A 24460-nucleotide genomic window follows, 5' to 3' on the forward strand; every position below is an offset into this window, starting at 1 on the left:
ACACTGTCAGGCGGAGCGCACCCACACCGTGACGTCGGTGGGCACCCGGCCGTCGTCGGTGAGCGGGGCGCTCGCGGCGACCACCTCGCCCGCCGGCGCCGGCACCGGGACCCCGCCGAAGTTCGTCAGCACGGTCAGCCCGTCGTTGCGGAAACTCAGCACCTCGTCCCCGGTGGCGAGCCACGCCAGCGTGCCCCGGCCCAGCCCGTGCTCCCGGCGCAGGCGTAGCGCCGTGCGGTACAGCTCGTACGTCGAGCCGGGCACCCCGCGCTGCCGGTCCAGCGCGAACTCCGCCCACACCGGCGGCTGGGGCAGCCAGCTCGCGTCCGTCGGCCCGAAGCCGTACGACGGCGCGTCGGCCTCCCACGGGATCGGCACCCGGCAGCCGTCCCGGCCGCGCAGGGTGTGGCCGCTGCGCTCCCACGTCGGGTCCTGCCGGGCCTCGTCCGGCATCGTGGTGTGCTCGGGCAGGCCCAGTTCCTCGCCCTGGTAGAGGTACGCCGAGCCGGGCAGGGCCAGCATCAGCAGGCTGGCCGCCCGCGCCCGGCGCAGGCCGAGGGCGGCGTCCGGCTGCTCGTCGCCGATGCCGATCCCGTGCGGTCGGGGGGTGCCGACCGGCAGGCCGAGCCGGGAGGCGTGCCGGACCACGTCGTGGTTGGACAGCACCCAGGTCGTCGGTGCGCCGACCCCGTCGGTGGCCTCCAGCGAGCGGGTGATGACGGCGTACTGGGCCGGCGCGGTCCACGAGGCGAGCAGGTACTCGAAGTTGAACGCCTGGTGCATCTCGTCCGGGCGCACGTACCGGGCCAGCCGCTCGGCGGGCTCGACCCAGGCCTCCGCGACCAGGATCCGCTCGCCGGGGTAGCTGTCGAGCAGCGCCCGCCAGTCCCGGTAGATCTCGTGTACGCCGTCCTGGTCCCACATCGGCGGTCGTGGCTTGTCGACCTCCCGGCCGGAGAGGATCTCCTGCGGCTCCTGCCAGTCGGCCAGGTCGGCCTGCTTGATCAGACCGTGCGCCACGTCCACCCGGAACCCGTCGACGCCCCGGTCCAGCCAGAACCGCAGCACGTCGAGGAACTCCGCCCGCACCTCCGGGTTGTCCCAGTTCAGGTCGGGCTGACCCGGGTCGAACAGGTGCAGGTACCACTGACCGGGGCGGCCGTCGGCCCCGGTGACCCGGGTCCAGGCCGGCCCACCGAAGACGCTCTGCCAGTCGTTGGGCGGCTGGTCGCCGTCGGCGCCCTTGCCGTCCCGGAAGACGTACCGGTCGCGTTCGGGACTGCCGGGGCCGGCGGCGAGGGCGGCGGTGAACCACCGGTGCGCCGACGAGGTGTGGTTCGGGACGAGGTCGACGATGACCCGGAGGCCCCGCGAGCGCGCCTCGGTGATCAGCTTGTCCGCGTCGGCGAGCGTGCCGAACAGCGGGTCGACGCCCCGGTAGTCGGCGACGTCGTACCCGGCGTCCGCCTGGGGTGACGGGTAGAAGGGGGAGAGCCACACGGCGTCCACGCCGAGCTCCACCAGGTGGTCGAGCCGGGCGGTGATGCCGGGCAGGTCACCGATCCCGTCGCCGTTCGCGTCGGCGAAGGAGCGCGGGTAGATCTGGTAGATGACGGCCTCGGTCCACCAGCCGGTGACCGGCGCCTCGGTCGGGTCCGGGTGCGTCGGGTGCGTGTTCAGGTCTACTCCCGTGTCTCGTGCCGGTCCGGTGCGGTCCGCGGCCCGCCCGCCCCGGATCCCCGGGACGGACGGACCATCTGCGCGTTCCATTGTCCGGCCCCCGGCGGCGTGCCGCCGGGTGGACAGCGGACCGGTATGCCGCGGATCACCGTCGCGCCGTCGGTGCGCACCCGCCACCGCGCCGTCGGTGCGCCCGCCGCCGAGCGGCTGCCGGGCGCGGTGCGCCGGGCTCAGCCCTTCAGGCCGCCGGCCAGCAGGCCGCGCACGAAGTAGCGCTGGAGCAGCAGGAAGACCACCACCGGCACGATGATGGAGACGAACGCGCCCGCGGACAGCAGGTGCCAGGCCGTGCCCCGGGTGCCGCTCAGGTTGGCCAGCGCCACGGTGATCGGGGCCACCTCGTCGCCGCCACCGGCGAAGGTGAGGGCCACCAGCAGGTCGTTCCAGACCCACAGGAACTGGAAGATGCCGAACGCGGCCAGCGCCGGGGTCAGCAGCGGAAGCAGCACCCGGAAGAAGATCTGGACGTGGCCGGCCCCGTCCACCCGGGCCGCCTCCAGCAACCCGGCCGGGATCTCCCGCATGAAGTTGTGCAGCAGGAAGATCGCCAGCGGGAGCGCGAAGATCGAGTGCGAGAGCCAGATGGTCCAGAACGACCCGACCAGGCCCGCGTCCACGTAGAGCGTGAGCAGCGGGATCAGCGTGACCTGGATCGGCACGATCTGGAGCGCGAACACCGCCACGAACAGGACGTTGCGACCCGGGAAGCGGATCCAGGCGAAGGCGTACGCGGCCAGCGCGGCGAGGCAGATCGGGATGATCACCGACGGGATCGTGATGATGAACGAGTTGACGAAGAAGGCGCCCAGCCCTTCCGAGCCCTCGGCCGCCAGCACGTCCCGGTAGTTGTCGAGCGTGATCGTCGGTTCGGTGAAGAAGGTCCACCAGCCGGTGGTCTTGATCTCCCGCTCCGGCCGCAGCGAGGAGATGCCCAGGCCGAACGTGGGCAGCGTCCAGAGCACGGCGATGACCACCGCGGCGAGGGACGCCCACGGCGAGGTGAGCCGCTTGCGGGCGCGGGCGGTGCTGGTCCGGGTCGGCTTGACCGGCGGCGTGGTGGACAGTGGGGTGCTGGTCGCGGTCATGACGCCTCCGCTGCGCGCAGTTGCCGGACGTTGTAGACGACGATCGGGATGACCAGCACGAAGAGCAGCACCGCCAGGGCCGCGCCCAGCCCCTCGTTGCCGCTGCGGAAGCTCTGGCTGTAGAACTCGTTCGCCACGACGCTCGTGTCGAACTGGCCGCCGGTCATCGTCCGCACGATGTCGAAGACCTTCAGGGTGCCGATGCCGATCGTGGTGAGGACGACCACCACGGCGGGGCGGATGCTGGGCAGCGTCACGTAGCGGAACATGCCCACCGGGCTGACGCCGTCCAGTCGGGCCGCCTCGACCACGTCGTCCGGGATCGCCTTGATCGCGGCGGACAGGACCGTCATCGCGAAGCCGGCCTGGATCCAGATCATCACCGCGATGAGGAACAGCGTGTTCCACGGCGACTCCACCAGCCACTGCTGCGGCGTGCCGCCGGCCCACACGATCAGCTGGTTGAGCAGGCCGATCTGCCGTACGCCCGGCTGGTCCGGCCGGTACTCGTAGACGAACTTCCAGATGATCGACGCGCCGACGAACGAGATCGACATCGGCAGGAAGATCAGCGCCTTGGCGAACGCCTCCAGCCGCGCCTTGTCCACCAGGACGGCGTAGAGCAGGCCGACGGCGGTGGCCACGAACGGCGTCACCACCACCCAGAGCACGGTGTTGCGCAGCACCGTGAGCTGATCGGGGGACGTGAAGATCGTGTGGTAGTTGTCGATCCCCACGAACGAGGTGCCGGCGGCGTCGAAGAAGGACTGCCAGATGGTGCGGCCAGCCGGGTAGATCAGCCCGACGGCGAGCATGAGCACGACGGGCGCGAGATAGAGGTACGCGACCCAGCGGTCGCCGCGCCCGCCACCGATCCGGCCGGCGACGAAGAGAATGACGCCCACGATCGCCACGAAGAGCCCGATCGCGATGCCCATCTCGAGGAACTTCTCAGCGGTGGTCACCCGGAACTCACCTCCCTCCGACGGTTCGGGGCCGGCCGGAGCGTCCGCTCCGGCCGGCCCCGAGACCGTCAGCTCACTTCGGCCAGGCGGCTTCGATGTTGTCGACGGTCTGCTTGGTGCTCTGCCCGGTGATCCAGCTCGTGGACTGCTTCCAGAACGCGTTCGAGCCGATCGCGCCCGGCATCTGGTCCGAGCCGTCGAAGCGGAACACCGAGTTCGGGTCCTGGAGGAGTTCGGCGGCGAGCTTGTCGATCGGGTTGCTCACCTTGGCGACGTCCAGGCCCTTGTTGGCGCTCACCCAGCCCTGCGAGACCTGCGCCTTCACGTTCGCCCACGTGTCGGTGGACAGGTACGTCTGGAACGCCTTGACCTCAGGCCGGTCGGCGAAGGCGACGTTGAACTCGCCACCACCGAGCAGCGGCTTGGAGTTGGCGTCCTTGCCCGGCAGGTAGAAGGCGAAGACGTCCCCGTCCTCGGCGACCTTCGTGTTCTCCGGGAAGTTGGCCGCGTAGAAGCTGGCCTGCCGGTGCAGCGAGCAGGTGCCCTCGAGGATCGGCTGCCCGGCGTCCTGGAACGTCGTCGTCGCGATGCTCTTGACGTCGCCGAGACCGCCGTTGACGTACTTGTCGTTCTTCAGGAACTTGCCCACCTCGTCGAGCGCGGCGGTCGACTCGGGGCCGTTGAACGGGATCTCGTGCTTGACCCACTTGTCGTAGGTCTCCGGCCCGTTGAGCCGGAGCATCATGTCCTCCATCCAGTCGGTGATCGGCCAACCGGTGGCCTCACCGCTGGAGATGCCGGCGCACCACGGCTTCTTGCCGGTCGCGGCGATCTTGTCGGAGAGCTGAACCAACTCGTTCAGGGTCTTCGGCACCTGGTAGCCGTTGTCCTTGAACTCCTTGGGGGAGTACCAGACCAGCGACTTGATGCTCGCGCCGGACGGCGCGGCGTAGAAGGTGCCGTTCACGGTGCCGTACGACTTCCAGTCGGCGCCCCAGAACTTGTCGACGTTGGCGCCCACCTCCGGCGGTGCCGCCTTGACCCGGCCGGTCTCGACCAGCTGCGCCAGCAGACCGGGCTGCGGGACGATCGCGATGTCCGGCGGGTTGCCGGCCTTGGCCCGGACGAGGATCTGCGTCTCGAAGGACTTGTCGCCCTCGTACTTGATCGTGGCCCCGGTGCACTCCTCGAACGGCTTGTACGAGTCGACGTACGCCTTGTCCTCGGGGGTGACGATGCCGGCGTAGACGGTGACGGTCTTGCCCTTCAGGTCGCCGTACTGGCTGAACTGCGCGCAGTCGACGGACGGGGCGTCCGCCGAGGTGTCGTTGTCGGAGCCGCCACCGCAGGCGGTGAGAGTGAGCGTGAGGCCGAGAACGCCGGCCGACGCAGCCGCGAGGCGCGACTTCGTGGCACGAAATGGCATGGGGCCCTTCCTTTCTCGTCAAGCGCCGCCCGGGCCGGGGGATCACCGCCGGCCTCGGACAGAGGAGTTCGAGGCCGTCAGTCAATCCGTTACAGGGTTGTGGCGCAACGGTGAAAGGTTGATCGGATCGGTAACGATTTGGCCATTGTGCAGGGGCGGAGCGTCGCCGGACGCGCCGCCGCCCGCAGTCGGCGGGCGACCGCGGGCGGCAGTGAGGTGGGGTTTCGGGCGTCAGCTGTTGAGTTGCCAGATGGCGAGGTTGAGGGCTCCGGCGAAGGTCACCCAGGCCCAGTACGGGAGCATCAGCGCCGTGGCGGCCCGGGAGACCGGCCAGAAGAGGGCGACCGTCACGCCGATCGTCAGCCACAGCAGGACGAGGTCGGCGAACGCCAGCCCGTACCGGCCCGCGCCGAAGAACAGCGGGGTCCAGATCGCGTTGAGCAGGAGCTGGGCGGTCCAGGCCCAGAGCGCCGGCCCGAAGCCGGCCCGGCGCCAGACCAGCCAGCCGGCCAGGGCGATCATCGCGTAGAGCACCGTCCAGACCGGCCCGAACAGCCCGGACGGCGGGGCCCAGGAGGGTTGGTCGAGGTTCGCGTACTCGGCGGCGGTGCCGCGGACGCCCAGACCGCCGATCGCGGCGGCGACGAACACGGCCGCGCCGAAGCCGAGCAGAACCCACCACTGCCGGGCGTCGTCAGCGCGCCGGTCGCTCCGAGAAATCTCCATCATCGAGATGTTTCCGTCCTGGAGAGGGGCGAAACCCGAACCGACGACGCCGGGGTCGCCGCGTCCGGCCTGCTCCTGTCGGGAGGACGGAGCTTCCGGTCGCGACGACCCCGGCGGGTCCCTCGGTCGGCGGCGTCGGCCGGCGCGCGCGGCGGCCGACGCCGGCTCAGCTGAAGATGCTGACACCACCCGGCCCGACCAGCAGCCCGACGATGATGAGGACGACGCCCCAGAGAATCTGCCGCCGGAACAGCGCGAGGATGCCGGCGACCACAAGCACGACTGCGAGAATCCAGAGAATCAGCTCCATGGTCATCGAGTACCCGAGGCAGCGATCCGGGAAACCTCGCCCTGATCGAGATGGTCACCCAGGTGGAACACGCTGTACGCCTGCTTGATGACGGGGTGCGCCACGTTGCGGACCCGTACGCCGCCGGGCGTCGTTCCCCGCTCGGTCCCGTGGTGCGCGTGCCCGTGCAGGGCCAGTGCGGTGTCTGCCGAGTCGATCGCCTGCCCCAACTGGTAGCAGCCGAGGAACGGGTAGATCTCCAGCGGTTCGCCGGCCAGCGTGTCCGGAACCGGTGAGTAGTGGGTGAGGGCCACCAGCACGTCGCAGTCGAGGGAGCGCAGGGCGGCACCGAGCGCGTCGGCGCTGTCCGTCGTGGTCCGGACGAACGCCTTCATCTCCGGTTCCCCGAAGTCGCTCGCGCAGCGTCCGGCGAACCCACCGCCGAACCCCTTCACCCCGGCGATGCCGAGCCGCCCGCCCGCGCACTCGAGGACCACGCCGGTGCCCTCCAGCACGGTGATCCCGGCGTCCTCCAGTACCTTGACCACCTGCGGCACCTGGTCGCACTGGTGGTCGTGGTTGCCGAGCACGGTCACCACCGGCACGCCCAGCCCACCGAACTCCTGTGCCACGCACCGCGCTTCGGCCTCGGTGCCGTGCCGGGTCAGGTCCCCGGCGAGCAGCAGCGCGTCGGCGCAGTCGGACAGTTCCTCCAGGGCCGGCCGGAAGCGGCCGACGACGTCCTCGTCCAGATGCACGTCTCCCACGGCGGCGATCCGGATCACCATCGTGCCTCCCTCAGGGCAGTTGCTCGATCTGCGTGGGCGCCTGCGCGCGGATCACCCCGATGTCGCTGGTGATCGGCACGTCCGGGAAGCGCTCGGCCACCCGGCGCAGGATCTCCTCGCGGCGGTGCGGGCTCTCCACCTCGCCGGACAGCACGAGACCGCGTTCCTTGCGGGCCACGGTGATCCCCTGCTCGGCGACGGCGGGGTCCTCGGTGAGCAACCGGTGGATCTCCGCCTCCACGTACTCGTCGGGTGGTCCCGTGGCGACGTCGCGATGCTCGGTCACGGTGTCCCCTCTCCCTCCGGGGTGCCGGCGTACGGCACCACCTCCAGCCGGTCCAGCAGCACCAGGAACGCCTCGGCGTACGGCGAGTGCTGCGTCTCCTTCCGTACCCCTTCCCAGTCGATCTGTTCCCGCAGGGACCGGGCCAGTGGCAGGCCGCGGGCGAAGTCGCAGTAGTGCTGGGAGAAGCTGAGCAGCTTGTGCACCATCAACTGGGTCGCCGAGAGCACCGGCATGTGGATCGCGTCGACCGGGCGGATCACGGTGTCGCCGAACGTCTCGTCGGTCACCGGGGTCTCGATGGGGCGGTGGATGAGATCCACCATGCGGCCGTCGTCGAAGACCTTGACCAGCCAGTCTTCCGGCGGGCGCTCGGCGGTGAACCCGGCCGCCACGAGGGACTCCAGGGCGCGGTCGACGTCCACCTCGCGGATGAGGAAGTCGACGTCGTGCTCACTCGAGTGGCCGCCGTGGGCGTACACGGCGAAGCTGCCGCCGAGGGCGAAGGGGATGTCTTCCTGCTTGAGCACGGCGGCGACCTTCTTCAAGGTGTGCAACAGGGTCTCGTCCCCGCGCTCGGCCATCTGGATCTCCCGTCGTGGTGGTCAGGGGGAAGGCTTCGAAGTCGGGTACCCGGCATGGCCGTCGGCCACACCTGGCAGGCGCGCGGGTAGCTAGCAACCATTCCCAAACACGACATATCGCCGGAGCGGCGAGCGTGGGTCGGATAACCTGGGCAGGGTGGCCAGATCGAAGGTGGCGCGGCGCGGTAGGGCCCGATTGCGTGCCGTCGCCCTGATCGGCATCGACGGCTCGGGCAAGACGACCCAGGCGCACCGGCTCGCCGAGGCGCTCACCGCGGTGGGTCACCCCGCCACCTACCACCGCAACGCCGGCGGCCGCCGGTTCCTCGGCCGGGTGGCGCAGCGGCTCGGGCGTGCGGACGCCCAGCGCCTGCTCGGACGGACCGGCCTGCTGGCCGCGGAGTCCGTGCTGCGCTGGCTCGCCATCGTCACCGCGCTGCTCAGTCGCCTGCTGACCGGCCGGATCGCGGTGATGGACCGGTACGCCGTCTGCCAGTACGCGAGCATCCGTGCGCACGGCGGGCAGCGCTGGGAGCGGCTGGCCCGGCTCGGCTACCGGATGTTCCCCCGACCCCAGGTGACGTTCCTGCTGTCGGTGGACCCGGCCGAGGCGTACCGGCGGATCGAGCGGCGCGGCACCGACCACGAGAGCATGGCCTACCTGAGGGCGGCCGACCGCGCGTACCGGACGCTGCCGGAGTACCCGACGTTCGTCCTGGTGGACGCGGGTCGCCCCGCCGACGAGGTGGCCCGGCAGATCCGGGGGCACCTGGACGCCTGGCTGGCCGCCGCCGGCCGGGCGAAGCCGGTCGCCCCGGCGGATCCCGTGCCGCCCCGCGCCGCCGACGGTGAGCCGGTGCCGCTGCGGGCCTGACGGCGGCTCAGGCGCGGCCGTACACCGGCACACTCGCGCCGCTGGTCGGTGCCGACTCGGGGGAGGCGAGGAACCGGACGACGGGGGCGATCTCGGCCGGCGTGACCCAGCGGGAGTGGTCGGCGTCCGGCTGGGCGGCCCGGTTGGCCGGGGTGTCGATCACGCTCGGCAGGACGGTGTTGCACCGCACCCCGTCCGCCCGGTACTCCACCGCCACCGCGTTGGCGAACGCGAGCACGGCTGCCTTCGCGGTGGCGTACGCCGCCGCTCCGCGGAACGGGGCGACCGCCGCACGGGACGAGACGCAGACCACGGCGCCGCCGCCGGCTGTCAGGTGCGGCAGGGCGGCGCCGGTGACCAGCCAGGTCGGTCGCAGGTTGAGGGTGAGCATGCGCTCCAGTTCCGTCACCGGGGTCTCGTGCACCCGGCCACCGGCCGCGTAACCGCCGACGAGGTTGACCACGGCGCGCAGTGGCGCGGCCGCGTCGCCGGCCGCGACCTCGACCGCGTGCCGGACGTCCGCCGGGTCGGCCAGGTCCGCCGTCAGCCGGACCACGTCGCCGGCCGCCGGGGCCGGCTCCGGCGCGCTCGCCCGCGACGGTACGACCACCCGCCAGCCCGCCTCGACGAAGGCGGCGGTGACCGCCCCACCGAGCCCGCCGGTGCCTCCGGTGATCAGCACACTCCGATCCGCCATGTGCCACACGCTAGTGCCGCGCCCGGGGTCCCGGGTGCCGGGCCCCGGCGGTACCGTCGTATCGACGCGTCCGGGGGCCCGCCGGTCGACGCCTCCGGGGGCCGGCCGCACTCAGTCGGCCGGAGGAGGTGTCCTCCGGGCCTGGTCGCACGGCCGGTCCGGCAGCCCCGGCCGGCCGCCCGGCGGAGGCGCCGGCACCGGGCAGGTGGCAGGCTGGGCCACGAGCGACGTCCCGTGATCGGCGGTACTTCGCCCGACACGGGCGGTGGTGGTTGACGCTCACGCCTCATGAAAGTAAGTTTCATCCGTGGCGAAGAGTCCGAAGATTTCTGCGAGTCACGAGCCCGGTGGACTGATCGTCCACATCAGCGGGCTCCTGCCGTCGCTGTCCCCCGCGGAACAGCGGGTCGCCCGGCTGGTCGTGGCCGACCCGGCCGACGCCGCACGCCGGACGATCACCGACCTCGCCACCGCCGCCGAGACCTCGGAGGCGACCGTCATCCGGTTCTGCCGCTCGGTCGGCATGGACGGCTACCCGCAGCTGCGGATCCGCCTCGCCGCCGAGGCCGCCCGCCGGGTCGAGCCGCCGGACGCCCGCGTCGTCGGCGGTGACATCCCGCCCGGAGCCGACCTGGCGCAGATCATCGCCACCATCGCCTTCAACGACGCCCGTGCCGTCGAGGAGACGGCGGAGCAACTGGACCCCGCGGTCTGCGAGCAGGTCGTCGAGGCGATCGCCGCCGCTGGCCGCATCGACGTCTACGGCGCCGGCGCCAGCGGCTTCGTCGCCTCCGACTTCCAGCAGAAGCTGCACCGCATCGGCCGGACCGCCTTCTACTTCCCGGACGTGCACACGGCCCTCACGTCGGCGGCGCTGCTCGGGCGGGGCGACATCGCCGTCGGCATCTCGCACACCGGCACCACGTCGGACGTGATCGAGGTGCTGGAGCAGGCCCGTGCCCGCGGCGCGGCCACGGTGGCCCTGACCAACTTCCCCCGCTCGCCGATCACCGATGTCGCCGACTTCGTCCTGACCACCGCCGCGCGGGAGACCACGTACCGCTCGGGTGCCATGGCCAGCCGGCTCGCACAGCTCACCGTCGTCGACTGCCTGTTCGTCGGCGTGGCGGCGCGCAACCGGGCCCGGGCCCGCAAGGCGCTGGAGGTGACCGCCGACGCGGTCCAGTCGCACCGGGTCGGCTCGGCCCGGAGGCGGGCATGACCGCGGTGGAGCCGGACGAGGTGACCGATACGGCACCCCCGGCGATCCGGGTCGGCGCGCCCACCGAGCGACGCAACCCGCGCAGTGTCGACCTGGACCTGATGACGACCCGGGACGTCGTCACGGTGATCAACGAGGCCGACCGGCGGGTACCGGCCGCGGTCGCCGGGGTCCTCGACCAGATCGCCGCCACCGTGGACCTGGCGGTGGCCGCGCTGCGTGCCGGCCACCGGGTGCACTACTTCGGCGCCGGCACCTCGGGCCGCCTCGGCGTCCTCGACGTGGCCGAACTCGCACCGACCTTCAACTCGCCGCGGCACTGGTTCTGCGCGCACCTCGCCGGCGGGACGGAGGCGATGTGGCGCGCCGTGGAGAACGCCGAGGACGACGACCGGGGCGGGGCGGCCGAGGTGGCCGAATGTGTCGACGCCGGTGACGTCGTGGTCGGGCTCGCCGCGAGCGGGCGCACCCCGTACGTGCTGGGTGCGCTGGCCGCGGCTCGGGCCAAGGGGGCCGCGACGGTGCTGCTCTGCGCGAACCCGGAGGCCGAGGCCGCCCGGTCGGTCGACGTGTTCATCGGGGTGGACACCGGACCCGAGGTCGTCACCGGGTCGACCCGGATGAAGGCGGGCACAGCGCAGAAGCTGGTGTTGAACACCTTCTCCACGGCGGTGATGGTCCGTCTGGGCCGGGTCTACTCGAACCTCATGATCGACATGGTGGCCACCAACGCCAAGCTGCGGGGCCGGATGATCTCGATCCTGATGGAGGCCACCGGGTGCAGCGAGGAGATCTCCCGGCGGGCGCTGCACGAGGCCGACGGTGACCTGAAGACCGCCCTGGTCTCGCTCGTGTCCGGGGCCGGCGTCAGCGCCGCACGGGCCGCTCTCGCCCGCTCGGAGCACCACGTCCGCGACGCCCTCGCGCTGCTCGCGTCCTGAGCCCACGCCGGCCCGCGCGGCGCCGGGCATAGATCGACCCCCCGGATTGTTCATCGGGGCGTGGGGTATTACCACGGGTGTGGATGAACCGACCGGTCCACCGACGCGTATCTGGCAGTGACCAGGATCGCAGCTCGGTGGTGACCCGGGTCGCTGTGCCCCTGGGCCGGGCAGTGCTGCCATGGACCGCAGGGGGACGGTGAACCGTCGATCCATCATCCCGTACGTGGTACCCGCCGGAGAGCCGCCACATGGGCGCTGACAGCAAACATGGACCGCGCTCTCAGCTGATTATCAGGCATTCGTGACACTTTCGACTCACGACATGGAATCCCCGACGCGTCTCATCTGTTGTGTAGGTGTCAGCACCGATGGGCACAGCGGAAGTTACGGGGAGGGAGCTGACGGACGTGGGGATGGCAAGGAACCGGGCAACCGGCGCGAGCGAGGGGACCGTGGGCAACGTGGACAAGAACATCGGCATGCGTACCGACGAGGTCGCCGAGGAGCGCGACCTGGTCGGCGTCTACCTTCACGAGATCTCCCGGACGCCGCTGCTGGACGCCGCCACGGAGGTCGACCTCTCCAAGGCGATCGAGGCCGGTCTGTACGCCGAGCACCTGCTCGACGAGGACCGCGTCCCGGCCGGTGTCGAGCGGGAGGAGCTCGAGCGGGTGGTCGCCGAGGGTGATCGGGCCAAGGACCTGTTCATCCGGGCCAACCTGCGGCTGGTCGTGTCGATCGCCCGGCGGTACGTCCGCTCCGGGATGCCCATGCTGGACCTGATCCAGGAGGGCAACACCGGCCTGGTCCGGGCCGTCGAGAAGTTCGACTACGAGCGCGGCTTCAAGTTCTCCACCTACGCGACCTGGTGGATCCGTCAGGCCATCAGCCGGGCGATCGCCCAGCAGGAGCGCACCGTACGCCTGCCGGTGCACCTCGTGGAGGACGTCAACCGGATGCGCAACGTGGCCCGGCAGCTCACCCGCGAGCTGGGCAGCGACCCGGAGCCGGAGCAGATCGCGGCGGCGCTCGGCGTCACCGTCGAGCGGGTCAACGAGCTGGTGCGCTGGTCGCAGGACACCGTGTCCCTGGACACGCCGGTCGGCGACGACGGCGACACCAACCTCGGTGACCTGGTGGCCGACAGCGACGCGCCGTCGCCGGAGGAGATCGTCCTCACCGGGCTGGAGCGGCAGCGCATCGAGGGTCTGCTCAACCACCTCGACGACCGTTCGGCCGGCATCATGCGGGCGCGGTACGGCCTCGAGGACGGCCGGGAGCACTCGCTCACCGAGGTGGCCTCGCGGTTCTCGCTCTCCCGGGAGCGGATCCGGCAGCTGGAGATCCAGGCTCTCGGCCGGCTGCGCGAGCTGGCGCGGGCCGAGGGGCTCCAGGCCGCCTGAGGCCGGGCGGCTCCAGGCCGCCCGAGGCCGCGCGGCTCCAGGCCGCCTAGTTGGGACGACAGGCTTCTGACCAGGTGAACTGATAGGAATGACGGGGAACGGCCGGCGTCCGATAGGGGGACGCCGGCCGTTCGTCGTACCGGGACGGGATCAGCGGACCCGGCCGTAGCCCACGATCGACATGATGTTCATGTCCCGCTTGAGCACGTTTCGGCCGGCACTGGGCGCGTCGATGATCTGACCGCCGCCGACGTACAGGGCGACGTGCCCCAGGCCGCTGTAGAAGACCAGGTCGCCGGGGCGCAGGTCGCCGCGACCGATGTGGGCCACCGCACCCCACTGCATCCGGGTGTTGTGCGGCAACGACTTCCCGGCCGAGCGCCAGGCCGCCGAGGTCAGCCCCGAGCAGTCGTACCCGTCGGGGCCGTCCGCGCCCCACCGGTAGGGCTTGCCCAGGGCACCGTACGCGTAGCGGACCGCGACACCGGCGGACCCGGCGATCGCCGGCGCCTGCTGGGCGCTGTCCCGGCGTGCCGCCGGAGCCTCGGTGGCCCGCCCGTACGCCTGCCGGCGCAGCTCGTACAGCGACGCCAGGTCGCGCTCGATCCGCTTGCGGGCGTTGGTCAGCTCCCGTGCCTGTGCCGCCTGCCGTTCCAGCGTCACGTCCAGGTGGGTCTTCTCCTCGATCAGGCGGCGCTGGTCGTCGGTGAACGCGGCGATCCGTTGCTGCCGCTCGCGGGTGAGGTGCCCGACGGTCGCCAACCGGTCCACCAGCGACGAGGCGTCGCCCGGCCGCAGCAGCGCCGCCGCGGTGTCGAGGTTGCCGGTCTTGTACGCGGTAACGGCGAGCTCGCTGACGTCGGCGCGGCTCCGCTCGGCCTGCTCCTGCAGGGGCCCGATCCGGTCCTGTAATCGGGCCACCGTCTTCTCGTTCGCCTTGATCTGCTCGTTGACGGCGTTGTACGCCTCCACGACGCGTTCCAGGTCCGCGGAGGCCTTCTCGATCCGCCGGGTCAACTCGGCGGGGGTCGGTTCGGCCCGGGCGGGCACGGCCGGTGCGACCAGCGCGGCCGACACCACCGCGACCGCGAGGGCGCGCAGCGTGTTCCGGATGGACGACAAGAGCGTGAGCTCCTCTCCCACCGCCACCAGGGTGTGCTGAGGCCCCGGTGGCGCCGGCCCGTGCCGTCCGGATGGACGGCGGTCGACAGGCCAACCCGGACAACCTAACCCGGGGCAGGAGTCGTCCGCAGTGGAAGCAGGGGCGAATGTTGCGAAACAGCAGCAAGTGAACATGAGTGTCGTCACGGTACGTGCTTGGCGCGCGGGACGGCTGCGAGCGGCTTGTCCGGTGAGCCGGATGTGTCGCCTTCGTCGTTCTCGGCGGATGCTGTCGGTGCCTGGCGCGCTATGCCGGATAAGACGGACTTGCCGGCTCGTATCCGGCGGCGGCCACCATCCGAAACGACGCCAGCCTCGGCAAATCCGATCCGGCTGCTGGCGGAGGGGCCACACAATGGGCCCCGGAGCCGGGAGTCCCGTCGACGGGCAATACCGCATACGGCGGGTGTCACCCCGACCCGGCCCCCGAGCCGCGGGAGGACAGCCGTGGACCCGAACACCAGCACCCGACCGAAGCAGTCACCCACCGGCGCCGCCCGGCCGCGCTCCACGCTGCTCTACGCCCGGCCCGGGATCGTCGTCACCGTCGACCGGTTCACCGTCGGCCGCAGCAGCTGGCCGGTGGCCGAACTCACCCACCTGCACACCACCCGCGGGCCGCACGACCGCGTCGCCGTCCGGGCCGTCGTCGTCACCGGCGGAATGGTCACCGGCGTCGGGCTGCTCGTGGGCTTCACCGGCGGCCTGCACCGGCTCACCGCCGGGGCCTACCTGATCCTGGGGGCGGTGTTCCTGCTGCCGGTGCTGCTGGCGATCGTGGGCGACCGCTGGCGGCCGCCCGCGTACGAGCTGTGGGGCCGGCGCCGTGGCGCCGACGAACTGCTCTTCTCCAGCGACGACGAGCGGCAGTTCGGACAGGTGACCCGCGCGCTGCGCCGGGCCGTGGAGATGAACCGGTACGGCGGCTGGGAGGACCCGCTCGCCTCCGCCGACCCGTGGCGGCCGGTGCGCTGACCCGAGTCAGGAAGTGGGCGCGCCGGCGACCGGCTCAGGGGTCGACTCGACGCGCTCGGTCACCCAGGTGCTCACCCGTCGCTCCGCGAAGAACGAGACGAACGGCACGGTACCGGCCAGCATCACGAGGATCATGCGCTTCAGCGGCCAGCCCGCCCGCCGGGCCAGGTCGAACGTGGCCACCAGGTAGACCATGTAGAGGAAGCCGTGGGCCTGGCCCACCGTCTCCACCACGACCGGGTTGTCGAAGCCGTACTTCAGCGGCATGCCGATCACCACCAGCAGGATCAGCGCCACGCCGACGATCCAGGCGATCACTCGGTACCGGGTCAGGGCTGCGCCCACCGTCGTCCGTCCTTCCGACCCGGCCTCAACCGGGGTAGTCGCCGGGCCGGGCGCCCGGGTTGTCGGTCAACCATCGCAGGTAGCGGTTGTAGGCGGCGAGGTCGGCGTCCTCGCCCCCGGGCACGGGAACCGTGGTGCGGGGGACCCGCACGGGTCGGCGTACCGCTGGACGCGTCACGGCGGCCGGGGACTCCCCGGCCGGCCGCGGGTCGGCGGCCGCCGGCTCCTCGGACGGCCCGGTCGGGTCACGCAACGCGTGCCGGACCTCCCGCCACCACACGAAGACCACGAAGCCGGCGAAGACCGGCCACTCCACGGCGTAGCCCCAGCTGATCGCGTTGCCGCCGGCCGCGCGGCTGAGCTGCCACCAGCCCAGGCCGAGGAAGGCCCCGACCAGCACGACCATGGCCACGTGGCGCGCGATCCACGCCGGGGTCCAGAGCCGCTTCATGGCATCGAGGGTACCGGGGCCGGAGACGGTCTCCGACGCGGTGTCGTAGTCGGGGCGGGTTTGGTGGCACCCGGTGTGGGCAACCGTCTAGACGCCAGCCCAAACCAGACCAGGGGGGCGACGATGACCGGATCCGTACGACAGGACGAATTTCCGAGCCCGGAGCAGCGGATGCCCGAGTGGGACGGGGACCATGTGCACGACATGGCCAGCGGCGACGTGGACACCGACGGTGAGCTGGTCGGCATCGACCCCGCTGAGCTCGGCGACGACGACCTGATCCGCGAGATGCACAGCCTGCACCGCACCCGGCTCGACACCCTGCGCCACGCCACCGACTCGGCGCTCGCGAACCACCTGCGGCGCACGGCCGAGCTGGAGACCGAGTACCTGGCCCGGCACCCGGGGCGGGAAGTCGACCCGAGCCGGCTGAGGGACGCCTGATGGCGTCCGCCGAGCGGGGCATGTCGGCGCCGCCGGAGGTGGTGTTCAACACGGCCACCGACCCGGACCGGGCGTCGGCGTGGCTCCCCGAGCCGCTGCGCGGCGACGGGACGCCGGCCGAGCACGTCAGCGAGGAGGAGCTGACGGCCCGCTGGCGGGCCGCGGGGGAGTGGACCGCCGAGCTCCGGGTCGATCCGGCCGATGCCGGTGGCGCCCGGACCCGGCTCGACGTGACCGGTGACGACACCGCCGACCGGCTCGCCGACGAGGCCCTGGAGAGCCTCGCCCGCGAGGTGGCGGACAACCTCCAGGCCGGCTGAGCCGGTGCGGGGAACCAGTACGGAGGGAGACCGGTGACCGACCTGAACGAGAAGGTGGCGCGGCTACGCCGGGCGTACGCGCCGCACGAGCACCGACCGCTCGGTGGCTACCTCGTGGCCATGGGCACCTACGCCGGGGTGGCCGCGACGATCGCGGCGGTGGTGAAGGGCGCCGGCCGGCCGGTGCCGGAGCGTCCGGCGCCCGCCGACGTGGTGCTGCTGTCCATCGCGACGCACAAGCTCAGCCGGCTGCTGTCGAAGGACGCGGTGACGAGCCCGTTGCGGGCGCCGTTCACGCGGTACGAGCGGCCGATCGGCAGCGGCGAGGTGATGGAGGAGGTCCGCGACTCGGGCAGCGGCACCCGGCACGCGGTCGGGGAGCTGCTGAGCTGCCCGTTCTGCCTCGCCGTGTGGGTGGCGACCGGGCTCACCGGCGGGCTGGTGCTGGCGCCCCGGCTGACCCGCCTCGTCGCCACCGCGCTCACCGCCGTGGCGGCGTCCGACTTCCTCCAGATGGCGTACGCGGTCGCCCAGCAGGCCGCCGAGGGCGACGACGAGGACTGAGACGTGGAAGGGGGCCCGGCGTCGGCGCGCCGGCCCCCGTCCACGTGTATCGGTCAGCTCTCCTCGCCGGACCAGCCACGCGGCGACTCCTCCTCGTGCTCCTCTTCGTCCTCGTCGCCGGTGATGATGTCCCGGTCGACCGCCGTGCGGTCGTGCTCGTTGGCGAAGTCCGGCTCCGGCAGCGTGTCCCGGCCGCCCGGCGGTTGGCCGAGCGCCGCCAGCTTCTCGTGCTGCTCCTCGTGGTGCGACATGTCGCTCTCCTTCGCGCCGAGCTGGGGGTGGGGGTCCGTACGGTCCCGCCGACGGGGAGCGGGCCGTGGCGTCAGGTGACCGAGCCGCCGAGGAGGTCGGCCGCCTCGTCGACCGAGTACTCGCCCTGAGGCAGCGCGGAGATCCGGGTGAGCAGCTCCGCCGGCAACTCGGCGGCGACGGCCCGCCGGTGGATGTCGCTCTGGCTGATCCGCTCCTGACCGCGGTAGAGGTCCTCGAGCAGGTCGTCGAGGCGCCGGACGGCCGACTCGGTCCCCGGGGCCTGGGTCACAGGTGGGTTATCGGTCACGCCGCCCACCTACCCGCCGCCGTTGCCCCCAAACGCCTCCGCCCGCCGCGCCGGCCTTGTCGATCAAGAGGGTTTCGTGCTGAGGTCCGGCGTGTAGTGACCAGAACCTCTTGATCAACAGGGCGCGGCGCGGCGCGCGGGGGAGGCGGGGCGGTCAGGCCGCGGTTGGGGCGGGGGTGCGGCGGCGGGAACGGACCGCCACCGCCAGGTCCCGCAGGACCTCCGACGTGGTGTCCCAGCCGATGCAGGCGTCGGTGATCGACTGGCCGTAGGTCAGCTCGCGGGTCGGGTCCAGGTCCTGGCGGCCCGAAAGCAGGAAGCTCTCCAGCATCACGCCGACGATGCCGCGCTGCCCGCCCGCGAGCTGGGCGGCCACGTCGGCGGCGACCAGCGGCTGGTTGCGGTGGTCCTTGCCGCTGTTGGCGTGGCTGGCGTCGATGACCAGGCGCTCGGGCAGCCCGGCAGCGCGCAGCAGCTCCAGCGCGCCCGCCACCGACCCGGCGTCGTAGTTCGGCCGGCCGCCGCCGCCGCGCAGCACCAGGTGACCGTCCGCGTTGCCCCGGGTGTGCATGATCGCCGGGGTGCCCGAGACGTCGATGCCGGGGAACACGTGCGGCACGCCGGCCGCCCGGATGGCGTCGACCGCCGTGGAGATGCTGCCGTCCGGGCGGTTCTTCATGCCGATCGGCATGGACAGGCCGGAGGCGAGCTGCCGGTGCACCTGGCTCTCGACCGTACGCGCGCCGATCGCACCCCACGCCACCGTGTCGGCGATGTACTGCGGGGTGATCGGGTCGAGGAACTCGCAGCCCACCGGGAGCCCCAGCCGCAGCACGTCGAGCAGCAGCGCGCGGGCCTTCCGCAGGCCGGTGTTCACGTCGCCGGAACCGTCCAGCCCCGGGTCGTTGATGAGGCCCTTCCAGCCCACCGTCGACCGCGGCTTCTCGAAGTACACCCGCATCACCACGAGCAGGTCGTCGGCGAGCCGCTCGGCGACCTCGCGGAGCCGGTGAGCGTACTCGAGGGCGGCGGCCGGGTCGTGCACCGAGCACGGGCCGACCACCACCAGCAGGCGGTCGTCGGCGCGGTCCAGCACCCGGCCGACCGCGCGTCGGCCGGTGAGCACGGCCGAGGCGAGCTCGTCGTCCAGGGGCAGGTGGTGGTGCAACAGTGCCGGGGTGGTCAGCGGCACCACGCGGTCGATCCGCTGATCGCTGACCCGGTCCGTCTCCGGGGTCGTCACGGTGGGCATCCTTCCGCCGACCGTGCCGGGGCCGGTGCCCGGGACGAGCCGGCTGCTCGTACGCGAAAGGGCAGGAACTTCAAGCTCCTGCCCGGCCGGCTCGTGTGCGGTGACGTCAGATCACGATGAGGTCACCGGCTGGCGAGCCGGCTGCCTAAACCATCGATACGACCGCGTCACGTCGGCCAGCGTACCCGATCCGACGGCGAGGGCTCACCCGGACGTCCGGAAAGCCTCGCCTCACGTTCACCTCCGTCGATGGAGTGGGCGGTAACTTCAGCGCCACCGCTCGCTGCTCCCACGGAGGTTCCCGATGGACCGTCGTACTCTCCTGCGCGCCGGCGTCGCCGGCGGCGCCGCCGCCTTCTCCGGCAGTCTCTGGGCCGGCGCCGCGATGGCCGCCCCGGCCCAGCCCGGCGCCAGCCCCTACGGCCCGCTCCAGCCGGCCGACGCCCGCGGCATCCAACTGCCCGCGGGCTTCACCAGCCGGATCATCGCCCGGTCCCGGCAGGCCGTCACCGGCACGTCGTACACCTGGCACGACGCACCCGACGGCGGTGCCTGCTTCGCCGCCGGCACCGGCTGGATCTACGTCTCCAACTCCGAGATCAACCCCGGGGGTGGTGCGTCGGCGGTGCGGTTCAACTCCGACGGCAGCATCGCCTCGGCGTACCGGATCCTGTCCAACACCCGGCAGAACTGCGCGGGCGGTGCGACGCCGTGGGGGACCTGGCTCTCCTGCGAGGAGGTCAGCCGCGGCTACGTGTACGAGACGTACCCGCAGGGCGGCACGGCCGCGGTGCGGCGAGCCGCGATGGGCCAGTTCAAGCACGAGGCCGCCGCCTGCGACCCGGACCGTCAGGTGATCTACCTGACCGAGGACGAGAGCAGCGGCTGCTTCTACCGGTTCCGCCCGACCACCTGGGGCAACCTCTCCAGCGGCACCCTGGAGGTGCTGGTGGCCGGCACCGCCACCAGCGGGCCGGTGACCTGGGCCCGGGTACCCGACCCGGACGGCTCACCGACGTACACGCGCAACCAGGTCTCCGGGGCGAAGAAGTTCAACGGCGGCGAGGGCTGCTGGTACGCCGACGGGACCTGCTGGTTCACCACCAAGGGCGACAACCGGGTCTGGGCGTACGACGCGGTCAACCAGCGCATCGACCTCGCGTACGACGACTCGCTCGTCTCCGGGACCGCGCCGCTGACCGGCGTGGACAACATCACCGGCTCCCGCTCCGGTGACCTCTTCGTCGCCGAGGACGGCGGCAACATGGAGATCAACATCATCACGCCCAGCGAGGTGGTGGCCCCGTTCCTGCGGATCACCGGCCAGTCCTCGTCGGAGATCTGCGGCCCGGCGTTCTCGCCCGACGGCACCCGGTTCTACTTCTCGTCGCAGCGGGGCACGTCCGGCTCGTCGTCCGGCGGCATCACGTACGAGGTGCGCGGGCCGTTCCGCTCCTGAGCTGTTAGGAAGGGTCCCTTTCGCTACGCCAGGCGTTAACAAGGGGCCCTTCCTTTCACGCGTGCACGGGGTGGGCGGGGGGTATGAGGGCCGGCATGAGTGACGAGCGAAGCGACCAGGAGCGGATCGAGTCCCGCGCGCACCTGCTGCCGGAGGAGGCGAGCGTCGGCAGCGACAACCCGGACGCGCAGGCGGACGCCATCCTCGCCGAGTCGGACATCCGCGAGGCCGACCGGAACGCCGCCCCCGACACCGTGCTGAAGCAGCGCACCTCCGACCAGACGGTCACCCCGAGCGAGCCCCCGGACTGACCCGCCCCGATGTCGGCGCCGCCCCCCGCGTCCGCTGGGACGCGCGGTAGGTGACCTGGCGCAGCCAGGCGAGCGGCCCGACCGCCCGGAGCCCGGGCGGCAGGTTCCCGATCGGATCGAACGCGAGGGCGGCGTCCTCCCGGGCACCGACCTGGGTGCCGATGCTCACCTGGCCGAACGGCCGCCACGGCCCGACCGCCGACGCCACCGCGAGCACCAGGCGGGGCGCGTCCGAGCGGGGCGCGGCGGTCACCTCGGCCAGGTCACGACCGAGGTCCACCGACTCCGGATCGGCCAGCGCCGCTAGGAACAGCCGCCGCCGCCCCGCCCGGTAGGGCATGACCGTCGTGTAGGTCCCGGCGACCCGGCGTCGGGGCAGTGGGACGTGACGCAGCACCGGCGCCGCCCCGGCCGAGCTGACCAGCAGGTCGAAGGGTCGGTCGGCGCCGTGCCGCACGCGGACCCCCAGCCCCAGCACGTCCGGCCAGCCGTCCGGGGTCGGCACCCCCTTGGAGAGCCGCACCACCGCCGGGTACCGACCGGGCCGGTCCAACAGCGGCACCCCGGTCGGCGGCCCCGGCAACCCCCAGACCGTCACCTCGCCGGTGAACGAGCGGCCCCGCGGATGCAGCAACCGCGCCCGGCGCAGCCGGGTCAGAGCGGTGGTGAGCCCGTCCACGACGAGGGCGGCCCGGTCCAGGGCGGCGGCAGGCGACATGCCCCTCCGGTACCCGACGGCCGGCCGTCGATACCTGCCGCCCACCGCGCCGCCCGCCGTCCCCGGCGAGACCGCCGATCCGGCGACACCGGGCCGAGCCCCCCGCACCGGCGTGTCGCGTTTCCGCCCGCGAGATCGGATAGCGTCGTGCCATGCCCGACAGCGGTTACCCCTGGCCCATCGAGACGACCCGACTGGACAACGGCCTCCGCGTGGTGGTGAGCGAGGACCGCACCGCCCCCGCCGTGGCCGTGAACCTCTGGTACGACGTCGGCTCCCGCCACGAGCCGGAGGGGCAGACCGGCTTCGCCCACCTCTTCGAGCACCTGATGTTCGAGGGCTCGGTCAACGTCGCCAAGACCGAGCACATGAAGCTGGTGCAGGGCTGCGGCGGGTCGCTCAACGCCACCACCAACCCGGACCGCACCAACTACTTCGAGACCGTCCCCGCCGAGCACCTGGAGCTGGCGCTCTGGCTGGAGGCCGACCGGATGGGCGGGCTGATCCCGGCGCTCACCCAGGAGACGCTGGACAACCAGCGGGACGTGGTGAAGAACGAGCGGCGGCAGCGCTACGAGAACGTCCCGTACGGCGACGCGTGGCTGCGACTCCTGCCGCTGCTGTACCCGCCCGGGCACCCGTACCACCACGCGACGATCGGCTCGATGGCCGACCTGAACGCCGCCGGCCTCGCCACGTTCCAGGCGTTCCACGCGACCTACTACGCCCCGAACAACGCGGTGCTCACCGTGGTCGGCGACGCCTCCGCCGCCGAGGTGTACGCCCTCGCCGAGAAGTACTTCGGCGCGATCCCGCCCCGGCCGGAGATCCCGTCCGCGCCGGACGGCCGGCACGTCCCGGCCCCCGGCGTGCCGGCGGTGGAGAGCGTCGTCACCGACGTGCCCGCGCCCCGCGTGTACGTCGCGCACCGCACCCACCCCTTCGGCAGCCCCGGGTACGACGTCGTGACCGTGCTCGCCACCGTCCTCGGCAGCGGCCGGGGCAGCCGCCTCTACCAGCGGCTCGCCGAGGGTGAGCGGATCGCGCAGCCGGACCTGGTCGGGGCGTACGGGGTGGACCTGGCCCACGCCCCGGCACCGCTGATCGCCACCGCCACCGCCCGGCCCGGCGTGACCGCCGAGCGGTTGACCGCCGGGCTCGCCGAGGTGGTCGACGAGCTGGCCTCCGTGCCGGTCACCGCCGCCGAGCTGGACCGCGCCAAGGCGCTGCTCAGCACGGCCTGGTGGCGGCAGATGTCCAGTGTGGAGGGCCGGGCGGACGTGCTCGGTCGGTACGCCACCCAGTTCGGCGACCCGAGGAAGGCCGCGGAGCGGCTGCCGGCCTGGCTGGCGGTGACCGCCGAGCAGATCGCGGAGGTGGCCGCCGACGTGCTCGCCGGTCCCGACCGGGTGACCCTGACCTACGTGTCCGAGGAGACCTCATGACGCTGATCACCACCCGTCCCGGCGCGGGAGCCGCCCGCCCGTACCGGTTCCCGCAGGTGGTCCGGCGCACCGTGGCCGGTGGGCAGGTGGTCGCCGCGCACCTGCCGGGGCAGACCCTCGCCGTCGCGCTGCTGCTGCTCGACGCCGGCGCCGGGCGCGAACCGGGCGGCAAGGAGGGGCTCGGCGGGGTGCTCGCCAAGGCCCTGGAGGAGGGGACGGCCCAGCGCGACGCGACCGCGTACGCCCTGGCCATCGAGGCGCTGGGCACCGAGCTGGTGACCGGGCTGGACTGGGACTCGTTCCAGGTGAGCGTGCAGGTGCCGGTCGACCGGCTGCCCGCCGCGGTGGAGCTGCTCGCCGAGGCGGTGCGGACCCCCCGGCTGGACCCGGACGACGTCCGGCGGGTCCGCGACGACGAGGCCACCGCGCTGCGCATGGACTGGGCGAACCCGGGCCCGCGGGCGGACGCGGCGCTGCGGGCCGACCTGTTCGGTGCCGGGAACCGTTGGGGTCGCCCCCTCTACGGTGACCCGGACTCGGTCGCGGCGCTGGACGTCGAGGACGTACGGGTCTTCCACTCCGAGTGGTTCATCCGGCCGGGCACCCTGGTCGTCGCCGGCGACCTGGACCGGCTCGACCTGGACGTCCTCGGAGCGGCCGCCTTCGCCGGCACCGGCGGCGGGCCGGTGGACCGGGGCGGACCGATCCCGGTGACCCGGCGCGACGGGCGCCGGATCGTCCTCGTCGACCGGCCGGGCTCGGTGCAGTCGACGCTGCGGCTCGGCCACCCGTCACCGCACCGCGCCCACCCCGACCACGTGCCGACGACCCTCGCCGGCACCGTGCTCGGCGGCGCGTTCACCTCCCGGCTGAACCACCTGATCCGCGAGGTGCGCGGCTACACGTACGGCATCCGGGGGGACTTCGCCGCGTCCCGCCGGTTCGGGCGGTTCGCGGTCGCCTCCGGGGTGCAGACGGCGGTGACCGCACCCGCCCTGGTCGAGGCGGTCGGTGAGATCACCCGTACCCAGGAGACCGGGGTGACCGAGGAGGAGCTCGCGGTCGCACGGTCCTGGCGGGCCGGGCAGCTCTCGGTCGAGTTGCAGACCCCGCGCGCGATCGCCGGGGCGCTGGCCACCCTGGTCGTCCACGACCTGCCCGACGACTACCACGCCCGCCTGCGCGAGGAGCTGCTGGCCGCCGACGTCGACCGGGTCTCGGCCGCCGCCGCCACCCACCTCCACCCCGGGTCGCTGACGCTGGTGATCGAGGGCGACGCGGCCCTCATCCGCGACGACCTCATGGCTACCGGTCTGGGGGAGATCGTCACGACAGCCCCGTGAGGGGACGCAGCGCCACGCCGCGGCTGCGCACGCGCCCCCAAGATTCGCGCACTTTCCCGGAAAGAGTGCTCATTCCGCGCCCCGAGG

Annotated in this window: 29 protein-coding genes; 12 read left to right on the top strand and 17 right to left on the bottom strand. The window is 72.5% G+C overall.

Annotated features, from left to right (window positions below; translation table 11 throughout):
• Positions 1-6: 6 nt before the first annotated feature.
• The 9 genes from ACN26Y_RS13250 to ACN26Y_RS13290 all read right to left on the bottom strand — a co-directional run bounded on the left by ACN26Y_RS13250 (position 7) and on the right by ACN26Y_RS13290 (position 7886).
• Complete coding sequence (locus ACN26Y_RS13250) at positions 7-1770, bottom strand: alpha-amylase family glycosyl hydrolase (protein ID WP_422734769.1); 1764 nt, start codon at positions 1768-1770, stop codon at positions 7-9.
• A gap of 140 nt (positions 1771-1910) precedes the next feature.
• The gene (locus tag ACN26Y_RS13255; protein ID WP_155330579.1) at positions 1911-2825 is read right to left on the bottom strand and encodes a carbohydrate ABC transporter permease; all 915 of its coding nucleotides are present in this window, start codon (positions 2823-2825) and stop codon (positions 1911-1913) included.
• Positions 2822-3763, bottom strand: coding sequence for a carbohydrate ABC transporter permease (locus ACN26Y_RS13260; RefSeq protein ID WP_155334065.1), 942 nt, complete (start codon positions 3761-3763; stop codon positions 2822-2824). Before ACN26Y_RS13260 ends, ACN26Y_RS13255 begins: the two co-directional genes overlap by 4 nt.
• Before the next feature lie 100 nt (positions 3764-3863).
• Positions 3864-5216 carry an ABC transporter substrate-binding protein gene (locus tag ACN26Y_RS13265; protein ID WP_155330580.1) on the bottom strand — a complete coding sequence of 451 codons (1353 nt, stop codon included), beginning with the start codon at positions 5214-5216 and terminating at the stop codon, positions 3864-3866.
• Between the two features lie 231 nt (positions 5217-5447).
• The gene (locus ACN26Y_RS13270) at positions 5448-5942 is read right to left on the bottom strand and encodes a TspO/MBR family protein (RefSeq protein WP_155330581.1); all 495 of its coding nucleotides are present in this window, start codon (positions 5940-5942) and stop codon (positions 5448-5450) included.
• Positions 5943-6108: 166 nt separating this feature from the next.
• Positions 6109-6252 carry a GPGG-motif small membrane protein gene (locus tag ACN26Y_RS13275; protein ID WP_168215290.1) on the bottom strand — a complete coding sequence of 48 codons (144 nt, stop codon included), beginning with the start codon at positions 6250-6252 and terminating at the stop codon, positions 6109-6111.
• Positions 6253-6254: 2 nt separating this feature from the next.
• A complete protein-coding gene (locus ACN26Y_RS13280; protein ID WP_155330582.1) occupies positions 6255-7019 on the bottom strand; it encodes a metallophosphoesterase family protein in 765 nt (254 codons plus the stop codon).
• A gap of 10 nt (positions 7020-7029) precedes the next feature.
• On the bottom strand, positions 7030-7305 hold the full coding sequence (locus ACN26Y_RS13285) for a hypothetical protein (protein ID WP_155330583.1): 276 nt from the start codon (positions 7303-7305) through the stop codon (positions 7030-7032).
• A complete protein-coding gene (locus ACN26Y_RS13290) occupies positions 7302-7886 on the bottom strand; it encodes a nucleotidyltransferase family protein (protein ID WP_155330584.1) in 585 nt (194 codons plus the stop codon). Before ACN26Y_RS13290 ends, ACN26Y_RS13285 begins: the two co-directional genes overlap by 4 nt.
• A gap of 157 nt (positions 7887-8043) precedes the next feature.
• On the opposite strand from ACN26Y_RS13290, the gene ACN26Y_RS13295 reads away from it, so the two are divergent.
• On the top strand, positions 8044-8760 hold the full coding sequence (locus ACN26Y_RS13295) for a dTMP kinase (protein WP_422734770.1): 717 nt from the start codon (positions 8044-8046) through the stop codon (positions 8758-8760).
• Positions 8761-8767: 7 nt separating this feature from the next.
• Here ACN26Y_RS13295 and ACN26Y_RS13300 read toward each other — a convergent pair whose 3' ends face one another.
• The gene (locus ACN26Y_RS13300) at positions 8768-9457 is read right to left on the bottom strand and encodes an SDR family NAD(P)-dependent oxidoreductase (protein ID WP_155330586.1); all 690 of its coding nucleotides are present in this window, start codon (positions 9455-9457) and stop codon (positions 8768-8770) included.
• A gap of 307 nt (positions 9458-9764) precedes the next feature.
• Between ACN26Y_RS13300 and ACN26Y_RS13305 the strand changes: the two genes are divergently transcribed.
• The 3 genes from ACN26Y_RS13305 to ACN26Y_RS13315 all read left to right on the top strand — a co-directional run bounded on the left by ACN26Y_RS13305 (position 9765) and on the right by ACN26Y_RS13315 (position 13026).
• Positions 9765-10679, top strand: coding sequence for a MurR/RpiR family transcriptional regulator (locus ACN26Y_RS13305; protein ID WP_155330587.1), 915 nt, complete (start codon positions 9765-9767; stop codon positions 10677-10679).
• The gene (murQ, locus tag ACN26Y_RS13310; RefSeq protein ID WP_155330588.1) at positions 10676-11620 is read left to right on the top strand and encodes an N-acetylmuramic acid 6-phosphate etherase; all 945 of its coding nucleotides are present in this window, start codon (positions 10676-10678) and stop codon (positions 11618-11620) included. The genes ACN26Y_RS13305 and murQ overlap by 4 nt, the downstream gene beginning before the upstream one ends.
• 416 nt (positions 11621-12036) lie before the next feature.
• Complete coding sequence (locus ACN26Y_RS13315) at positions 12037-13026, top strand: sigma-70 family RNA polymerase sigma factor (RefSeq protein ID WP_196255847.1); 990 nt, start codon at positions 12037-12039, stop codon at positions 13024-13026.
• Positions 13027-13176: 150 nt separating this feature from the next.
• Here the strand turns inward: ACN26Y_RS13315 and ACN26Y_RS13320 are convergent, their stop codons facing one another.
• Complete coding sequence (locus ACN26Y_RS13320) at positions 13177-14148, bottom strand: C40 family peptidase (protein WP_155334067.1); 972 nt, start codon at positions 14146-14148, stop codon at positions 13177-13179.
• A 486-nt stretch (positions 14149-14634) separates the two neighbouring features.
• Between ACN26Y_RS13320 and ACN26Y_RS13325 the strand changes: the two genes are divergently transcribed.
• Positions 14635-15162 carry a DUF6232 family protein gene (locus ACN26Y_RS13325; protein WP_155330589.1) on the top strand — a complete coding sequence of 176 codons (528 nt, stop codon included), beginning with the start codon at positions 14635-14637 and terminating at the stop codon, positions 15160-15162.
• Between the two features lie 6 nt (positions 15163-15168).
• Here ACN26Y_RS13325 and ACN26Y_RS13330 read toward each other — a convergent pair whose 3' ends face one another.
• Both ACN26Y_RS13330 and ACN26Y_RS13335 read right to left on the bottom strand, forming a co-directional pair.
• Positions 15169-15507 (bottom strand): DUF3817 domain-containing protein, encoded by a 339-nt coding sequence (locus ACN26Y_RS13330; RefSeq protein WP_155330590.1) that lies wholly within the window; start codon positions 15505-15507, stop codon positions 15169-15171.
• A 25-nt stretch (positions 15508-15532) separates the two neighbouring features.
• A complete protein-coding gene (locus ACN26Y_RS13335; protein ID WP_155330591.1) occupies positions 15533-15958 on the bottom strand; it encodes a hypothetical protein in 426 nt (141 codons plus the stop codon).
• A gap of 123 nt (positions 15959-16081) precedes the next feature.
• On the opposite strand from ACN26Y_RS13335, the gene ACN26Y_RS13340 reads away from it, so the two are divergent.
• The 3 genes from ACN26Y_RS13340 to ACN26Y_RS13350 are packed head-to-tail and all read left to right on the top strand — an operon-like array spanning position 16082 to position 17286.
• A complete protein-coding gene (locus ACN26Y_RS13340; RefSeq protein ID WP_155330592.1) occupies positions 16082-16402 on the top strand; it encodes a DUF6158 family protein in 321 nt (106 codons plus the stop codon).
• Complete coding sequence (locus ACN26Y_RS13345; protein WP_155330593.1) at positions 16402-16722, top strand: hypothetical protein; 321 nt, start codon at positions 16402-16404, stop codon at positions 16720-16722. Before ACN26Y_RS13340 ends, ACN26Y_RS13345 begins: the two co-directional genes overlap by 1 nt.
• A 33-nt stretch (positions 16723-16755) precedes the next feature.
• Positions 16756-17286, top strand: a complete 531-nt coding sequence (locus ACN26Y_RS13350) for a DUF1360 domain-containing protein (RefSeq protein ID WP_155330594.1) — start codon at positions 16756-16758, stop codon at positions 17284-17286.
• A 53-nt stretch (positions 17287-17339) separates the two neighbouring features.
• Here the strand turns inward: ACN26Y_RS13350 and ACN26Y_RS13355 are convergent, their stop codons facing one another.
• The 3 genes from ACN26Y_RS13355 to ACN26Y_RS13365 form a co-directional block, all read right to left on the bottom strand.
• On the bottom strand, positions 17340-17537 hold the full coding sequence (locus ACN26Y_RS13355) for a hypothetical protein (RefSeq protein WP_155330595.1): 198 nt from the start codon (positions 17535-17537) through the stop codon (positions 17340-17342).
• A 71-nt stretch (positions 17538-17608) separates the two neighbouring features.
• Positions 17609-17854: a hypothetical protein gene (locus tag ACN26Y_RS13360; RefSeq protein ID WP_422734771.1), complete on the bottom strand. Its 246-nt coding sequence runs from the start codon at positions 17852-17854 to the stop codon at positions 17609-17611.
• Positions 17855-17999: 145 nt separating this feature from the next.
• Entirely contained in the window at positions 18000-19097 is a 1098-nt protein-coding gene (locus tag ACN26Y_RS13365) for a 3-deoxy-7-phosphoheptulonate synthase (protein WP_422734772.1), read from the bottom strand.
• Between the two features lie 304 nt (positions 19098-19401).
• Between ACN26Y_RS13365 and ACN26Y_RS13370 the strand changes: the two genes are divergently transcribed.
• Entirely contained in the window at positions 19402-20556 is a 1155-nt protein-coding gene (locus ACN26Y_RS13370; protein WP_155330598.1) for an alkaline phosphatase PhoX, read from the top strand.
• A 95-nt stretch (positions 20557-20651) separates the two neighbouring features.
• The gene (locus tag ACN26Y_RS13375) at positions 20652-20867 is read left to right on the top strand and encodes a hypothetical protein (RefSeq protein WP_422734773.1); all 216 of its coding nucleotides are present in this window, start codon (positions 20652-20654) and stop codon (positions 20865-20867) included.
• On the opposite strand, the gene ACN26Y_RS13380 is transcribed toward ACN26Y_RS13375, so the two are convergent.
• Entirely contained in the window at positions 20842-21585 is a 744-nt protein-coding gene (locus tag ACN26Y_RS13380; RefSeq protein ID WP_422734775.1) for a phosphodiesterase, read from the bottom strand. The genes ACN26Y_RS13375 and ACN26Y_RS13380 overlap by 26 nt on opposite strands.
• Positions 21586-21737: 152 nt before the next feature.
• Here ACN26Y_RS13380 and ACN26Y_RS13385 point away from each other — a divergent pair, with 152 nt between their 5' ends.
• Together ACN26Y_RS13385 and ACN26Y_RS13390 are read left to right on the top strand one after the other, a co-directional pair.
• A complete protein-coding gene (locus ACN26Y_RS13385; protein ID WP_422734776.1) occupies positions 21738-23030 on the top strand; it encodes a M16 family metallopeptidase in 1293 nt (430 codons plus the stop codon).
• The gene (locus ACN26Y_RS13390; protein WP_155330602.1) at positions 23027-24373 is read left to right on the top strand and encodes a M16 family metallopeptidase; all 1347 of its coding nucleotides are present in this window, start codon (positions 23027-23029) and stop codon (positions 24371-24373) included. Before ACN26Y_RS13385 ends, ACN26Y_RS13390 begins: the two co-directional genes overlap by 4 nt.
• Positions 24374-24460: the final 87 nt, after the last annotated feature.

Origin of the sequence: Micromonospora sp. WMMD558 (assembly GCF_049315255.1) — a bacterium.
Taxonomy (GTDB): domain Bacteria; phylum Actinomycetota; class Actinomycetes; order Mycobacteriales; family Micromonosporaceae; genus Micromonospora.

What these genes read in the sequence shown, in the direction of transcription:
- ACN26Y_RS13250 (WP_422734769.1), bottom strand. Translation starts at nt 1,770, where the DNA reads ATGGAACGCGCAGATGGTCCGTCCGTCCCGGGGATCCGGGGCGGGCGG.
- ACN26Y_RS13255 (WP_155330579.1), bottom strand. Translation starts at nt 2,825, where the DNA reads ATGACCGCGACCAGCACCCCACTGTCCACCACGCCGCCGGTCAAGCCG.
- ACN26Y_RS13260 (WP_155334065.1), bottom strand. Translation starts at nt 3,763, where the DNA reads ATGGGCATCGCGATCGGGCTCTTCGTGGCGATCGTGGGCGTCATTCTC.
- ACN26Y_RS13265 (WP_155330580.1), bottom strand. Translation starts at nt 5,216, where the DNA reads ATGCCATTTCGTGCCACGAAGTCGCGCCTCGCGGCTGCGTCGGCCGGC.
- ACN26Y_RS13270 (WP_155330581.1), bottom strand. Translation starts at nt 5,942, where the DNA reads ATGGAGATTTCTCGGAGCGACCGGCGCGCTGACGACGCCCGGCAGTGG.
- ACN26Y_RS13275 (WP_168215290.1), bottom strand. Translation starts at nt 6,252, where the DNA reads ATGGAGCTGATTCTCTGGATTCTCGCAGTCGTGCTTGTGGTCGCCGGC.
- ACN26Y_RS13280 (WP_155330582.1), bottom strand. Translation starts at nt 7,019, where the DNA reads ATGGTGATCCGGATCGCCGCCGTGGGAGACGTGCATCTGGACGAGGAC.
- ACN26Y_RS13290 (WP_155330584.1), bottom strand. Translation starts at nt 7,886, where the DNA reads ATGGCCGAGCGCGGGGACGAGACCCTGTTGCACACCTTGAAGAAGGTC.
- ACN26Y_RS13300 (WP_155330586.1), bottom strand. Translation starts at nt 9,457, where the DNA reads ATGGCGGATCGGAGTGTGCTGATCACCGGAGGCACCGGCGGGCTCGGT.
- murQ (WP_155330588.1), top strand. Translation starts at nt 10,676, where the DNA reads ATGACCGCGGTGGAGCCGGACGAGGTGACCGATACGGCACCCCCGGCG.
- ACN26Y_RS13315 (WP_196255847.1), top strand. Translation starts at nt 12,037, where the DNA reads ATGGCAAGGAACCGGGCAACCGGCGCGAGCGAGGGGACCGTGGGCAAC.
- ACN26Y_RS13335 (WP_155330591.1), bottom strand. Translation starts at nt 15,958, where the DNA reads ATGAAGCGGCTCTGGACCCCGGCGTGGATCGCGCGCCACGTGGCCATG.
- ACN26Y_RS13340 (WP_155330592.1), top strand. Translation starts at nt 16,082, where the DNA reads ATGACCGGATCCGTACGACAGGACGAATTTCCGAGCCCGGAGCAGCGG.
- ACN26Y_RS13345 (WP_155330593.1), top strand. Translation starts at nt 16,402, where the DNA reads ATGGCGTCCGCCGAGCGGGGCATGTCGGCGCCGCCGGAGGTGGTGTTC.
- ACN26Y_RS13355 (WP_155330595.1), bottom strand. Translation starts at nt 17,537, where the DNA reads ATGTCGCACCACGAGGAGCAGCACGAGAAGCTGGCGGCGCTCGGCCAA.
- ACN26Y_RS13365 (WP_422734772.1), bottom strand. Translation starts at nt 19,097, where the DNA reads ATGCCCACCGTGACGACCCCGGAGACGGACCGGGTCAGCGATCAGCGG.
- ACN26Y_RS13370 (WP_155330598.1), top strand. Translation starts at nt 19,402, where the DNA reads ATGGACCGTCGTACTCTCCTGCGCGCCGGCGTCGCCGGCGGCGCCGCC.
- ACN26Y_RS13375 (WP_422734773.1), top strand. Translation starts at nt 20,652, where the DNA reads ATGAGTGACGAGCGAAGCGACCAGGAGCGGATCGAGTCCCGCGCGCAC.
- ACN26Y_RS13380 (WP_422734775.1), bottom strand. Translation starts at nt 21,585, where the DNA reads ATGTCGCCTGCCGCCGCCCTGGACCGGGCCGCCCTCGTCGTGGACGGG.
- ACN26Y_RS13385 (WP_422734776.1), top strand. Translation starts at nt 21,738, where the DNA reads ATGCCCGACAGCGGTTACCCCTGGCCCATCGAGACGACCCGACTGGAC.
- ACN26Y_RS13390 (WP_155330602.1), top strand. Translation starts at nt 23,027, where the DNA reads ATGACGCTGATCACCACCCGTCCCGGCGCGGGAGCCGCCCGCCCGTAC.